The sequence below is a fragment of the Rhizobium leguminosarum bv. trifolii WSM2297 genome, assembly GCF_000271845.1.
The window spans coordinates 353,647-367,566 of sequence record NZ_JH719393.1 but is presented as its reverse complement, the minus strand read 5'-3'; the positions used below and the strand labels follow the sequence as shown (position 1 = coordinate 367,566).

Here is a 13,920-nt window from a genome sequence, read left to right as displayed (position 1 = left end):
AGGGACGATCGGCGGGAGGAGATGACTTGAAACCGTTGCAGGGCGGGCGAACCGGGCAGATCTGGCGCGACGGCGACGCCGTCATCAGACCATCAGGCGCGTGGACGCCGACGGTGCATCGGTTTTTGCGCCATCTCAGGAGCCGAGGCTTTCTGGCGGCGCCGGAGCCCATCGGCATCGCTGGGGGAAATCAGGAGATCGTCAGCTACGTCGCCGGGCGCGTCTGCGAAGACTTGGGTGACCCGTTTGTCGGATCGGAGCGTATGCTGCTATCCGCGGCCAGGCTCCTGCGGGATTTTCATTCGGCATCTCAAGGGTTTCTGGCAACGGATAACGCGGTCCAGACATGGATGCTGCCGCAACAGGAACCGCCCGAAATCGTCTGCCATGGAGATTACGCGCCTTATAACGTCGCCACGGCAGAGCGTGAGGCTGTCGGGATCATCGATTTCGACACCGCGCATCCTGCTCCGCGACTCTGGGATCTGGCCTATGCGATTTACCGCTGGGCGCCGTTGTCCGATCCCTCCCATCTGGGCGTGTCATCAGGCCTCGATGAACAATTGCGGCGCGCAGAAATCTTCTGCGCGGCCTATGGGACAACGGCCATAGAGCGGCAACAGCTCCCGGAGATGATCTGCAGGCGGCTTCAGGCGCTCGTCAATTTCATGCAGGCAAAGGCCTCGGTCGGAGACGAGAACTTCATGGAGGACGTGGCTGCAGGAGACGCCCGGCTGTATCTCGGCGACATAGACTATATCAGTCAGCATCGAGACCAACTGCTGAAAGCGCTCCAATAATCAGAGCCACTTCCTCCGACGGAAGAAGCCGAACAGGCCAAGACACAAGACGCCAATGACGCCGAGCACGACGAAATAGCCATACTGGGTTTTCAATTCCGGCATGTCGCTGAAGTTCATCCCGTAAATGCCGGCGATCGCCGTGGGAACGGCGAGGATCGCCGCCCAGGCGGCGAGTTTGCGGGCAATCGCCGTCTGCTCCGTCTGGCCGATCATCACACTCGCCTCGAAGGCGAAGGCCAGCACTTCACGCAGGGCGTCGATATCTTCCTGAACGCGGCGTACGTGATCGGTCACATCGCGAAACAGCGATTGCAGCGTCGGATCCATGCCGGGAAGATCGATATGCTCATATCGCCGGCAGACGTCGACGAGCGGCACCACGGCATTGCGCAGCCGCAGAAGCTTGCGGCGTAAAAGATAGAGCCGCTCGATGTCCTCCTTTGCCAGCTGTTCGCGCAGCACCAGATCTTCGAGCTTCTCGACCTCCTCCTGCACGACCTCGATGACCGGCATGTAGTTGTCGACGATGAAATCGAGGATGGAATAGAGAATGTAATTCTCGCCGTGGGCCAGTGCGGCCGGCGTCGCCTCGCATCGCTGCCGCACCGCCAGATAGGAGGACGAATCCCCGTGGCGAACCGAGACGACGTACCCGCGACCGACGAATAAATGCGTTTCGCCGAAGACGATTTCGTCATCCCTCATATGGGCGGTTCGGGCGACGATAAACATTGCGTCCCCATAAATCTCCAGCTTCGGGCGCTGGTGGGGCTGCGCCGCGTCCTCGATCGCCAAAGCGTGGAGATTGAACTCGGCCTGAACCTGATGCAACAGCACTTCGTCCGGCTCGTGCAGGCCGATCCAGACGACGGCATTTTCGCGCCCGCGCCATTCACCGGCTTCCTCTATCTTGATGTCGCGGATGCGCTGCCCATGCTGGTAAACGGCGGCAGCCACGACACCCGGCCGTTGTTCGTGCCGTGGTAACGGCGAACCGCTGGCCTGCCGCGCGGAAACACTGTCCAGATCCTTCAACCGTTCCAAAACTGTCATCCTCCCATCCGCGCACGCGCCGCGTCCGGCCCAACGCCGGTCAGGCGTTGCTCCGATCATAATGCTATTTCGTAAAACATTCATCTGCCTCAGCGCGGCGGCTGAGCGGCCCCTGCCCGCCCGGCAAAACCCGAAACCGCCGACCGAAAGAATTTGCCTTCCGCTTGCCTACCCGCCGCGGCCTGACAGCCATGCGCGGATATCCTCCAGGGAGCGAATGAGTATTGAAGAATTACCGCGCGACGGTATGAAACCCCAGCTTTGCCAAAAGCGCTCGGCCTCTTCATCGATCGCCCGGACGATAATGGCGCGTCCGCCTACGATGTCGGCTCCCGCAATACAGCGAAGAAAAGCGTCCTTCACGAGCGCCGATCCGATGCCTTTGCCCTTGTAGCGGCTATCCACAGCCAATTGCCCAATCAAGAGACAGGGAATTGGATCGGGCGGGCGACCGGTTCTAATTCTGCGAGGCACGGCATTGGGCTCGATGACGCTCGGTGCGAGACCGTAGTAGCCGACAACTTTGTCATCGTCGCAAACGACAAAAGTGCGGGTAAATCCACGCTGTTGGTTCGAGCCTGCAAAGTTCTGCAGCCAGAAATCTAAAGATGGCTTGCCGCAAGTGAACCCCTCTAACTTATGACGTCCATCGAGAAGTTCGACATTCGACAGCGCCACCGGTCAGTTTTCCCATGGCGCTTTGCGCTGCAAGCGCTCTGCGACCTTCGGCGGCGGCGCGGAGGGCGTAGCCTCGATTGCCGCAACAAAGGCATCGAAGGCATCCGGAGACAGACGAATGACACTTTCATTCAGGATCGCCGTCTGCGCCTCATGTACAGCAGCACGCCGCATAAACTCCGTGCGGGACAGACCCTTGAGAGCTGCACCGCGATCAATGATTGCCAGATCATCATCGCGAAAACGCATTGAAACCGGTATTTCCTTCCGGGGAACAGCGTTTGCCATGGTTTTCCTCATGAGGCGTCAGGCAATTATATAAGCAAATGTAACGCAGAACGCAATACACCAGAGGTGCCATAACCTCACTGAAATGGCAGCCGCCATCACGTATCCGTGGAAATATCGTCCCAATCCTGATCCATGTAGCCGATCAGCCAGTTGAGGGCGTAGTGCCATTCGTAGACAACGCCCTTGTCCAAGCCGGCGGGCGGCTCTTCGCCTTTCAGTCTTGCGTTCACGGCCGCCCAATCATAGCGGTAGATCAGGTCGGCTGCGTCGAGCAGCTCTTTCTGCGGGCGCAGCCTGGCACGGCGCATCAGACCGTCAGTTCCCAATTCGCGAAGTGTTTTCGCGATGAAGGGGACATCGCAAATATGGTCGGGACGTTCGAGCTCCGGCGAAATCCCGAGCGCCCACAACATCACGTGCACGCCTTCGTAACGCCAGGCAAAGTTTGCGCGGTCCTGGTCAGAGGGATTGGGATCGTCCATGAACGCCTGCTCTTTCGAAGTGAAAAAACCTGCCGCGTCGAACTGCCGGATGAGAGCCTGCCCCATTTCGCGGTCGCCGGTCTCACCTTTCACGGCAACGATCGCAAGCGCGATCGTGCGCTGCACGACGGCCTTGGTATTTCGGCGGGTACTCTCGCTCTCGGGCTCGACGGTCGGCAGATGATCGATCGTCGGCACGCCTTCCAATCGAAGCTGAGCGATAGACCGGGCTTTACGCGCCCCTGCCTCATCGGCGGGTTGCGAGACGGCTGCCTGCACCGGAAGGATCAATGCAACAAGGGCAGAAAATAGGCGCTTCATCGGATATGGCTCCGCTTATCTCTGACGCATCGATAAACATTTCCAACGCTATCGGCACAGGTTTTGCGCAAAAGCGACGTCGGTTTCCGGAAGGGTGGTAAACGGCATTTTACGGATTGAGCAAATCGTTAAATTTTTTCCGATACAAAAGTCCCTAAGCCAGGCCGGTATGAGGCCGGACCGTTCGATCGAGGACTTTCAATGCTTCGCCCAAACATAAAATCAAGTTTGCTGTTGATTTTCAGTGGTATAGCCCTTCTTTTCGGTCTCGTCGCCTATCTCGCGGTCGACGGTCTTCGCAAGACGAACGGTTCCACCGAAGAGATTGCGAGTCATTGGCTGCCGAGCGTTCAGGCTTCGCAGGCGATCAATCTCGCCATGACGAATCTGCGCCTCGCCTATCGTGACCACATCATCGCTCAGTCGGAGGCGGAGAAGAAAACGCGGGAAGCGGCAATCGGAGTTGCCGAGGGTGCGATTCGCAAATCGGTGGACGCTTATCTTCCACTGGCGTCATCCGACCACGAGCGCGAGCTGATCAAAACAATCAAGGAAAGTGTTGAAGGCTACATCGCCAGCAGCTCGCAGCTGCTCGTTCTTTCCCGCGCCAACAAGACCGAGGACGCTGGGCAGTATCTCGGCGGAGGAATGCGCACCTATTCGGACAAGCTCAAGGAAACCACGGCTACTCTGGCCGAATTGGACGTCAGCGGCAGCAATCAGGCTGCCGACCTCAGCAAGGAGACGTTCGCTTCGATAAAATTCTACCTGCTTGCCGCAATCGGTTTTGCGGGATTGCTTGTCCTCGGTGCCGTCGCCTTCGTGCTGACGAGCATCGCCAATCCGATTACCGGCATCACCGCCTCGATGCGACGCCTCGCAGAAGGAGACACGGGTGCCGAGATCCCCTTTGCCGACCGCGCCGACGAGATCGGATCGATGGCGGGGGCCGTGGAGATCTTCCGGCAGGCTGCGATCACGAACAAGCAGATGACCATGGAAGCCGAGGAGAATCGCAACAGGGCGGAAGCCGATCGTATTGCCGCCCAGAGGCAGGCGGAAGCCGACGCATCGGAGCGGTTGCGCATCGCCACCTCGGGTCTTGCCGCCGGTTTGAAGCGGCTCGCTGCGGGCGACCTCGCCTTCCAGCTCAACGAGGCCTTCGCCCCCGACTTCGAGGCGCTGCGTCATGACTTCAATCAGTCCGTTGCCCAGCTTGGCGCGACACTCAGAGGGATTTCCGAAAGCATCGACACGATTGACCAGGGCACTCGGGAGATTTCCTCGGGCGCGGGCGATCTTTCCAAACGCACCGAGCAGCAGGCGGCCTCGCTCGAAGAGACGGCTGCCGCACTGGAGCAGATCACCGCGAACGTATCGAACTCGAGCAAGCGGACACAGGAAACGCGTGCGGTTGCCACCGAGGCAAATCACAGCGCCGGGATCTCCGCGGAAGTCGTTTCCCACGCCGAAGAGGCAATGGAACGCATCGAGACCTCGTCGCGACAGATTTCCAACATTATCAGCGTCATCGATGAAATCGCATTCCAGACCAATCTTCTCGCCCTCAATGCGGGCGTGGAAGCGGCGAGAGCCGGCGAAGCAGGCAAGGGTTTTGCCGTCGTAGCCCAAGAAGTGCGCGAACTTGCCCAGCGCTCGGCAAGCGCTGCCAAGGAAATCAAGGGCTTGATCCTGAACTCCTCGAAAGAGGTGGAAAGCGGCGTTAAGCTCGTGCGCGATACCGGCCAGGCCTTGGCGACGATCGGCAGCTTCATCACGCAGATCAATCAGCATATGGATGCGATCGCAACCTCCGCGAAAGAGCAGTCCGTCGGCTTGAGCGAAGTCAACGTTGCAGTCAACCAGATGGATCAGACGACGCAACAGAACGCGGCGATGGTGGAACAATCGACGGCCGCATCTGAATCGCTGGCTCAGGAAGCCCAGAAGCTTCGCGAGCTCGTCGGCCAGTTCAGGCTCGACGATGCGGCTTCCGGCCAGTCTTCAGCCCTTCGCTCGACGGCGAGAATGATGGCGCAACCAGCTGCCCGTGCCGCGATGCATGCGGTTGCCGCAAGGCGCTAAAACGGACGGCGGCTGGAAATCCGGCATGAAAAAAGCGCCCGGCAATGCCGGGCGCCTTTCATTTCGTCATGCCGCAAAGGCTGGATTGCGCCGGGCGCCCATTCTCAGCACGAAATAGATCGCCCCGCCGATTCCGACGCCGAAGAACCAGCCATAGGTGCCCCACCAATCCGGCAGGATGCTGGTGAAGGTCGGCAGGATCGAGGAGAACAGGGCGCCGACCACAAAGGCGATGAAGGCGTTGCCGTGCCAGCCGTTCTGGAAGCGGAACTCTCCATTCTCGTGGTAGAGCGCCTCGACGTTCAGCTGGCTCTTCCGGATGAGATAGTAGTCCACCATCATGATGCCGAAGATCGGCCCCATCGTCGACCCAATGAAGTTGACGAAATGCGCCGCACCCGTTTCCCAGGGAGCAAACGGATAAAGCACGAGGGCGATCAATGCGGCGATATATCCGCCGCGTTTGAAGTTGATCTGCCGCGGGAAGACATTGGCGAAGTCGAAGGCCGGTGAGACGAAATTCGCCACGACGTTGATGCCGAGCGTGGCGATCGCGAATGTCAGCGCCGCAAGCAGCGCCAGGAACCAGCTTTCGAATTTCGCCGATATCATTTCCGGATGCAGCAGCACCTCGCCGTATACGGTGAAGGCGGCCGTGGTCGTGACGCCTGCGACGAGGCAGAATGCCAGAAGGTTGATCGGCAAACCCCAGAGATTGCCCTTGCGCAGCGCCTTTTCGCTGGTTGCGTAACGCGAGAAATCGCAGAAGTTCAGATAGAGCGCCGCGAAATAGGTGATCCAGGTGGCTGCCACCGCGGCAAGCGCCGCAAATGAGCCGGGCTCGCCCGGCACGCCGGCGTCCTTGGTCTTTTCGATCAGCACGTCGCGCGGGATCTCGGAACCGAAGGAGAAGGTGCCCGACTTGACGACCAGATAGACGGCCAGGATCAGCATCATGATCCAGACGGCAGGACCGGCCCAATCCTGGAACTTGCGAACCGTTTCCATGCCGCGCTGGATGATGAGCAGTTGCAGCGCCCAGACGATGACGTAGCAGATGAGTTCGAGGGTGGAGTGGCCGAGCATATGACTGTTCTGATGGAAGGCGAGCAGGCTCTCGTTGCGGATCAGAAGAGCGACGATCGCACCGGATGCGGCGGCGGTCTGCGCACCGTACCAGAAACAGGCAACCACGGCCCGCACCAAAGCCGGAACGTTGGCGCCGAACGTGCCGAAGGAGGCACGTGCCAGAACCGGAAAGGGTACGCCGGTGCGCACGCCGGCATTGCCGACCAGGCTCATCAGAAGGAAGATCACCAGGGAGCCGATGCCGATGGCGATGACGAAGTTCACGAAGCTGCCGCAGAGCAGGAACAGGCTCGCCGCCAGATAATAGCCCCACAGGCTGTGAACATCAGATGTCCAAACGTTAAAGATACTGAATGCACCCCATTTGCGCTCCTCGGCTGGTGCAAGATCCTCGTTGTATAACGAGGGAGACGGATTTCGTATGCCCATGAATGCCCTCCCATATTCCCTGAGGCCGACTCGACCACAGACGAAAGTCTGCTCCTCATTTGGGCATCTGACAATTTAATAGTCACTTTGTACACAATGCGGAACTCGGATGTACAGACGGCCGATCTATTGCGAGCTAACGGCACGCCCGCCCAGCCGAAATGGACTCGCGATTGCGGCGCCGGCGGCATCGAAGACGAAGGCGCCGACATCACCGGCCGTCGCGCGCCGGCCGTTCTCGAAGGAGGCAAGCTGGGCGCCGAACTTGGCGAGCGAAGCATAACGGTCGTGGCCCAGCCCATCGGACGTCTGGATCGATGTAATGTCGATGACCCGAAGCCGTGCCTTCAGGGCGGTCTCCTCAATGACGGGATCGTCGATATCGAGCCGGCCGACGCGCGGCCGCTCCCCAGCGATGAAGCTCGAGGCCACCAGCGCCCGGTCATCCTTGGAAACGAGAAGGGAGATCGGAATCGGCATTGGACCGATGTCTTTCAGCTGGGACCGGAAGACATCGACGTCGATGTCCGGGGCGGCAAGCACCACAGCCAGTTTGCCGACGATGGCGTCACGATGCTGCAGCTTGAGCTCTCGCACCGCTTCCATCACCAGGAACCCGCCCATGCTGTGCCCGAACAGGATGATGCGCTTCACCTTGGTCGATGCCGAGAGCGATGTGACGAGGGAATCGAGTTCGCTGCGCGAGGCGAGCGCGGCGTCGCGGTCGGCGACATATCCGGCGACGGATGCTGCCGAAGGCCAGGAAAACAGGATCGGAGCACCCGGGATCTTCGCATCGGCGGCGATCTGGGCCGTGCGGTAAAGCGCCTCCTGGTAACTGTAGTTGTAGCCATGGACGAAGATGCCGACTGTCCCGTCCGGTTGCACGGAGGCGAGCGCCTGCTGCACGAAAGCATCCCTAGGCAATTGCTTGCGCTCAGTGACGGCAAACTGCCGTTCGGGATCCGGCCTCGCCTTGGGATAGGTGATCACAGTATCCTTCCTGCCGGGAGGAACCGAAAACGCGTATTGCTCATAGGTCAGCTTCTCGGCCCATGCACTGCCGAACCCGCCCCGCACGCGATCGGGGGTTCTGTTGGTCGCAACGAGCACGCTTACCCTGTCCGGAACCGCTTCGGAATGAAGTGGCTCGCTGAGATGAACAGGCGTCAAGACCTCAGGCGATGGCCTGGTGGCGCAGCCTGCAAGCATCGCCAGGCTTATCGCGACGATGATAGTCGGGACGGCCTTCGGCAGCCCCTGGGGATACTCTTTCGTCATCGATCCGCTCCCGTGGAGATCAATGGCATTTGGGCGCATGGCTCCGCCCGTCTCGCCATCCGGCATGTCTTTCCCGCCCTGGTGTGGGATGGCATCGCCTTCGCCATCCCACTCATTTCACCGCGGCCCGTGTTGCAGCGACCGCCGCGGCGGCCGTAGGCGATGGCCGTCGACCGTCTCATGCCTCTGCCGTGGCTTCGGCCCGAGCACCCTCCTCCCTTGGGATTCTGAACCACGCGACATAGAGCGCCGGCAGGAACAGCAGGGTAAGAGCGGTTCCGATGACGATGCCGCCCATCATGGCGTAGGCCATCGGCCCCCAGAAGATCTCGCGCGAGATCGGGATCAGGGCGAGGGTTGCTGCCGCCGCCGTCAGCATGATCGGCCGCATGCGGTGTTCGGTCGCTTCGATGACCGCCTGCCATGGCGGGACGCCCTCGGTGCGCAGATGCTCGATCTGCACCACGAGGATAACGGAGTTGCGGATCAGGATGCCGATCAGCGCCAGAATGCCGAGGATGGCGACGAAGCCCATGGGCGAATTGCTGAGCAAGAGCGCCGCGACCACGCCGATCAGGGCCGTCGGCGCAACCGCGAAGACCAGGAAGAGGCGGCTGAAGCTCTGCAGCTGGATCATCAGGATCGTCGCCATCGTAAACAGCATGAGCGGAGCCACGGCCGCAATCGGCCCTTGCGCCTCGGCGCTGGATTCGACGGCGCCACCTACTTCAACCTTGTAGCCCACCGGAAGGTTCTTCTGGAATTCCTCCACCTTCGGCTTCAGCTGCTCGACGATCGTCGCCGGCTGCGTCGAACCGATGACGGCCGCCTTGAGCGTGATGGTGGGTTGCCGGTCGCGACGCCAGATCGTCGGCTGCTCGAGCTCGTAGCGGAAATTCGCCACGGCCGAGAGCGGCACGACCTTGCCGTTGGAAGTGGAGAGCTGCAGGTTCTCAAGCGTCTGGACGGAATCGCGCTCGGATGCCCTGGCCCGGCCGATGACATTGACCAGGTAGATGTCGTCGCGGATCTGCGTCGCCGTGGAACCTTCGACGATGCCGTTGAGGGCGGTGGCAATATCCTCGGAGGAGACGCCGAGCTGGCGCGCCTTGTCCTGCAGCACATCGACCTTCACGACGCGGGAGGGCTCGTTCCAGTCGAGCACCATGTTCGACAGCAGCGGATGCGAACCGACGACACCTGCAAATTGCTGGGAGATGTCGCGCACCTTTTGGATGTCGGGGCCGGTGATCCGGTACTGGACCGGCTTGCCCACCGGCGGGCCGATGTCGAGAAGCTTCGCGAAGGCGTCGGTACCGGGGAAGGTCTTCGTCAGATAGTCCTGCAGCTCCGCCCGCACCTTGTCGCGCACATCAAGGCCTTTGGTGACAATGATAGTCTGGCCGAAGGTGACATCGGGTGTCTGCACGTCGAAGGACAGGATGAAGCGCGGCGCGCCCTGGCCGACATAGGTTGTCCAGTGATCGATATCCTTGTTGTCGGCCAGAATCTCCTTTTCGAATTTGGCCATCTGCCTGTTGGTCTCGGCAATCGAGCTATTGTGCGGCAGGTTCCAGTCGATAACGAGCTCGGTTCTGTCCGAGTTCGGGAAGAACTGCTGCTGCACCAGCCCCATGCCGCCGACCGAAAGGGCGAAGACGCCGACCGTCAGGATGATGGTGACCCAGCGCCAGCGCATGGCGAGCTTCAGCAGCCAGGAGAAGACGGCGGCGAAGCGGCCCTTCTTTTCATGATGCGACTTCATCGTCTTCGGCAGGATCGTGACGCCGAGAAGCGGCGTGAACAGCACGGCGACGATCCAGGACACCACAAGCGAAACCGCAATGACCACGAAAAGCGTAAAGGTGAATTCGCCGGCGGCGCTACTGTTGAGACCGACCGGAATGAAGCCCGCGACGGTCACCAGCGTTCCCGTCAGCATCGGAAAGGCCGTCGATGTATAGACGTAGGTGGCAGCTTTCCTCAGATCGTCGCCCGCCTCCAGGCGGGCCACCATCATTTCGACGGCGATCATGGCGTCGTCGACAAGCAGCCCAAGTGCAATGATGAGTGCGCCGAGCGAGATGCGCTGGAGCGAAATGCCGGAATATTCCATCACCACGAAAGTGATGGCGAGGACGAGAGGGATGGAGATCGCCACCACCATGCCGGCGCGCAGGCCGAGGCTGATGAAGCTGATGACGAGCACGATGACGATCGCTTCGAAAAGCGCGCGGGTAAAGCCGGAGACAGCTTCATCGACGACATGCGGCTGGTCGGAAACACGGTGGACATCCACGCCGATCGGAAGATCGGCGACGACCTGTTTCATCTGCGCGTCGAGCGCCTCGCCGAACTGCAGGAGATTGGCGCCCTGCTTCATGCCGATGGCAAGCCCGATCGCGGGCTCTCCGTTGAAGCGGAACAGCGCCGAGGGCGGATCGACGTAACCGCGCTTGATCGTAGCGACGTCGGTCAGCGGGAAGAAGCGGTCGTTAATGCGAAGGTTGATCGACCGCAGGCTTTCCTCGGAGGTGAACTGTCCGCTCACCCGCAAGGCAATACGCTCCGGCCCGGCATCGACGAAGCCGGATTGCGTCACGGCATTCTGCGCCTGCAGGGTCTGGATGACCGACTGCTGGTCGATGCCGAGGGCTGCGATCTGGCGCGTGGAGAATTCGAGATAGATTGCCTCGTCCTGGGCGCCGATCACATCGACCTTGCCGACATTCGGCACCGTCAGAACTTCAGATCGAGCATTTTCCACGAGATCGCGAAGCTGCCGCTGGGTCAGTCCATCGCTGGTGAAGGCATAGATATTGCCGAACACGTCGCCGAAGCGATCATTGAAGAAGGGACCGACGACACCGGTTGGAAAATCGCCCTGGATGTCGGCGATCATGTTGCGGATGCGCAGCCAGGTCGGCGCGACATCCTTAGCCTTCGTCGTCGGCAGCAGTTCGACGAAGACGGTCGTCTGGCCGGCAACGGTCTGGCTCTTGGTGTAATCGAGCGATTCCAGTTCCTGGAGCTTCTTCTCGATCCGGTCGGTCACCTGCCGCGTCACCTCATCGGCCGAAGCGCCGGGCCACTGCGCGGTAATCACCATCGTCTTGATGGTGAAATTCGGATCCTCCTCGCGGCCCAGGTTCAGGTAGGCGAAGGCGCCGGCGAGAATGAAGACGATCATGAAGTACCAGACGAGCGAACGGTGTTCGAGCGCCCAGTCGGAAAGATTGAAGGACTTCACTGGCTGATCTCCTGGTCGATCCTGATGGCCTGGCCATCTTCAAGTTTATGTACCCCTGCCACGACCACCCGCTCTCCGGCAGCCAGCCCTTGGATGACGCGGACGGTGCCGCCTTCGACGACGTCGCCGTCGATCTTCACAGGGCGCAACGCCACCTTCTTTCCTGCTACGTCGACGATCCAGACGCTGGCGCCGTCGCTGCCGGCAAGGATGGCCGAGGCAGGCAGCACGATCTCGGGATCGACGGCACTCGTTGCGGAGGCCGTGATGACCGCACCGAGCCTGAAGGCTTCCGGTGGATCGGCGAGCGCGATCTTGGTTCTGCTCGTGCGCGTGGCGGTTTCCGCCTCTGGCGCGATCTCGCGCACGACGCCCGTCGTGCGGATCGACGGTTCGAGCTGCAGCGTCACCTCGAAGGGCGCGCCGATTTTCAGTTTCTGGGCGGCGCCCTGCGGCACATCGACCACGGCGTCGCGTTTGTCCGGCCGCGCGATTGTGACGACAGTCTGGCCGGCCGAGACGACCTGTCCCACCTCGGCCGAGGTTGTCGTCACCACGCCGTCGAATTCCGCCTGAAGCTGCGCGTAGCCGAGCTGCTCTCTGGCCTTATCGAGATTGGCCTGCGCCTTGGCGACGGCGGCCGCGGCCGTCCGTCTCGCTTGTTCGGCCTCTTCTAGCGAGGCTTCCGTGCCCGAGCGCGATTCCACCAGCGCGCGCTGGCGCTGTTCCGTCGTCACGGCGTTTCGAAGCTGGGCGTCGCTGTTCTCGACGTCGGACTGAGCGCTGCGCACGGCAAGCTCCAGCGCCAGCGGATCGATGGCGGCAACGACGTCACCCTTCTTGACGACATCTCCGACATTGACGTTACGGGCGATCATCCGACCGAGGATCCGGAAGCCGAGCTCGGTTTCGATCGTCGGCTGGATCGTGCCGGTCAGGCCGAGGCTCGTCGCGGGCGTCTGCCTGACTGTCATCGACAGCACCGGACGGGGCGCTTCCTCCGTGCTCTCCTCCTGCTTGGTGCAGGAGGAGATCAGGGCCGTACCCACAATCAGTGCGATTATCTTGGGACGAATACTCACTTGGATGCTTCCTTGACATAAGACACGATTTCGCCGGGCCTGAGGAATTTAGTGCCGTCGGTCACCACGACGTCTCCTGCGGACACGCCAGACTTGACGATGAAGCTGCCGGTCTCGTAGCTGGCGACGTCGATCGCTCTCACTGAGACCTCAGAGGATGCGGGATCGACGATCCAGACGGCCGGCTTGCCGGCCTTGGAGGTCATGGCCGACCAGGGCAGCTGAATGACGTCCTGCGGGACGTAATTGAATTTTCCGACGACGGGAGCGCCGAGCGGAATGGGAGCGTCGCTCGATATTGCGACCTTGACCCTGATGGTGCCGGTGGAAGAATCGATCGTCGGCGAAATCTCGCGCACCTTCGCCGTGATCTTCTGCGAAGGGTCCGACAGCAGGGCCACGGTGCCGTCGCCGTCGATCGGGCGCAGAAAGGCGCTCTCGACCACTTCAAAGACGGCATCCCGGTCGCCGTCATGGGCAAGGGTGAAGACGACCTGGGCCGCCTGCGCCACCTGCCCGACCTCGGCATTACGGGCGGTGATGATGCCGTCGGCGTCCGCCTTCAGCTCCGTGTAAGAGAGGGTGTCCTGCGCGGTTTCAAAGAGCGCCTGCGCCGACTTCGTCGATGCCTGCGCCGTCAGAAGCGCCTCCTGCGCCTGGTCGAGCGCGGCACGCGTCGTCACCTGGGTTTTAAACAGGCTCTGCTGCCGGTCGAATGCAAGCTGCGCTTGGGTTTGCTGCGCCTCGGCGGACTGAAGATTGGCGGCAGCCACGTCCAGGTCGGCTTTCTGTTCTTCCGGATCGATGCGCGCCAGGACCTGCCCCGCCTTCACGGACTGCCCCACCTCCACCAGCCGCTCGACAATCTTGCCGCTGACACGGAAGGACAGGTCGGTCTGAATACGGGCCCGGACTTCTCCGGTGAGCGCGCCGCCCTTAGCCAGCGGCTCAGATTTGGCCTCGACGACGCCGACCTGCCGCGGGGTCGGCTCGATCGGCCCGCCCGAATCGCTGCATGATCCGAGACCGACGGCGCATACGATCGCGGTGGCGATCAGAATGGTTCTCATAGTTGA

Annotated in this window: 11 protein-coding genes; 2 read left to right on the top strand and 9 right to left on the bottom strand. The window is 61.2% G+C overall.

Going from position 1 to position 13,920, the window contains the following annotated elements:
• Positions 1-26 precede the first annotated feature (26 nt).
• Positions 27-800: a phosphotransferase enzyme family protein gene (locus RLEG4DRAFT_RS05515; protein ID WP_003575932.1), complete on the top strand. Its 774-nt coding sequence runs from the start codon at positions 27-29 to the stop codon at positions 798-800.
• On the opposite strand, the gene RLEG4DRAFT_RS05510 is transcribed toward RLEG4DRAFT_RS05515, so the two are convergent.
• The 4 genes from RLEG4DRAFT_RS05510 to RLEG4DRAFT_RS05495 all read right to left on the bottom strand — a co-directional run bounded on the left by RLEG4DRAFT_RS05510 (position 801) and on the right by RLEG4DRAFT_RS05495 (position 3,628).
• A complete protein-coding gene (locus tag RLEG4DRAFT_RS05510) occupies positions 801-1,847 on the bottom strand; it encodes a magnesium and cobalt transport protein CorA (RefSeq protein WP_037093267.1) in 1,047 nt (348 codons plus the stop codon).
• A gap of 177 nt (positions 1,848-2,024) precedes the next feature.
• On the bottom strand, positions 2,025-2,534 hold the full coding sequence (locus RLEG4DRAFT_RS05505) for a GNAT family N-acetyltransferase (RefSeq protein ID WP_003575930.1): 510 nt from the start codon (positions 2,532-2,534) through the stop codon (positions 2,025-2,027).
• 3 nt (positions 2,535-2,537) lie between these two features.
• On the bottom strand, positions 2,538-2,822 hold the full coding sequence (locus RLEG4DRAFT_RS05500) for a DUF1778 domain-containing protein (protein WP_003575929.1): 285 nt from the start codon (positions 2,820-2,822) through the stop codon (positions 2,538-2,540).
• A gap of 98 nt (positions 2,823-2,920) precedes the next feature.
• Positions 2,921-3,628 carry a DUF4272 domain-containing protein gene (locus tag RLEG4DRAFT_RS05495; RefSeq protein WP_003575928.1) on the bottom strand — a complete coding sequence of 236 codons (708 nt, stop codon included), beginning with the start codon at positions 3,626-3,628 and terminating at the stop codon, positions 2,921-2,923.
• Between the two features lie 201 nt (positions 3,629-3,829).
• Here RLEG4DRAFT_RS05495 and RLEG4DRAFT_RS05490 point away from each other — a divergent pair, with 201 nt between their 5' ends.
• On the top strand, positions 3,830-5,713 hold the full coding sequence (locus RLEG4DRAFT_RS05490; protein ID WP_003575927.1) for a methyl-accepting chemotaxis protein: 1,884 nt from the start codon (positions 3,830-3,832) through the stop codon (positions 5,711-5,713).
• 66 nt (positions 5,714-5,779) lie between these two features.
• Here RLEG4DRAFT_RS05490 and RLEG4DRAFT_RS05485 read toward each other — a convergent pair whose 3' ends face one another.
• The 5 genes from RLEG4DRAFT_RS05485 to RLEG4DRAFT_RS05465 all read right to left on the bottom strand — a co-directional run bounded on the left by RLEG4DRAFT_RS05485 (position 5,780) and on the right by RLEG4DRAFT_RS05465 (position 13,914).
• The gene (locus RLEG4DRAFT_RS05485; RefSeq protein WP_003575926.1) at positions 5,780-7,231 is read right to left on the bottom strand and encodes an NCS1 family nucleobase:cation symporter-1; all 1,452 of its coding nucleotides are present in this window, start codon (positions 7,229-7,231) and stop codon (positions 5,780-5,782) included.
• A 126-nt stretch (positions 7,232-7,357) separates the two neighbouring features.
• Positions 7,358-8,512 carry an alpha/beta hydrolase gene (locus tag RLEG4DRAFT_RS05480; RefSeq protein WP_003575924.1) on the bottom strand — a complete coding sequence of 385 codons (1,155 nt, stop codon included), beginning with the start codon at positions 8,510-8,512 and terminating at the stop codon, positions 7,358-7,360.
• A gap of 178 nt (positions 8,513-8,690) precedes the next feature.
• The gene (locus RLEG4DRAFT_RS05475) at positions 8,691-11,762 is read right to left on the bottom strand and encodes an efflux RND transporter permease subunit (protein WP_003575922.1); all 3,072 of its coding nucleotides are present in this window, start codon (positions 11,760-11,762) and stop codon (positions 8,691-8,693) included.
• A complete protein-coding gene (locus tag RLEG4DRAFT_RS05470) occupies positions 11,759-12,844 on the bottom strand; it encodes an efflux RND transporter periplasmic adaptor subunit (RefSeq protein WP_003575921.1) in 1,086 nt (361 codons plus the stop codon). The genes RLEG4DRAFT_RS05475 and RLEG4DRAFT_RS05470 overlap by 4 nt, the downstream gene beginning before the upstream one ends.
• The gene (locus RLEG4DRAFT_RS05465) at positions 12,841-13,914 is read right to left on the bottom strand and encodes an efflux RND transporter periplasmic adaptor subunit (protein WP_003575917.1); all 1,074 of its coding nucleotides are present in this window, start codon (positions 13,912-13,914) and stop codon (positions 12,841-12,843) included. The genes RLEG4DRAFT_RS05470 and RLEG4DRAFT_RS05465 overlap by 4 nt, the downstream gene beginning before the upstream one ends.
• Positions 13,915-13,920: the final 6 nt, after the last annotated feature.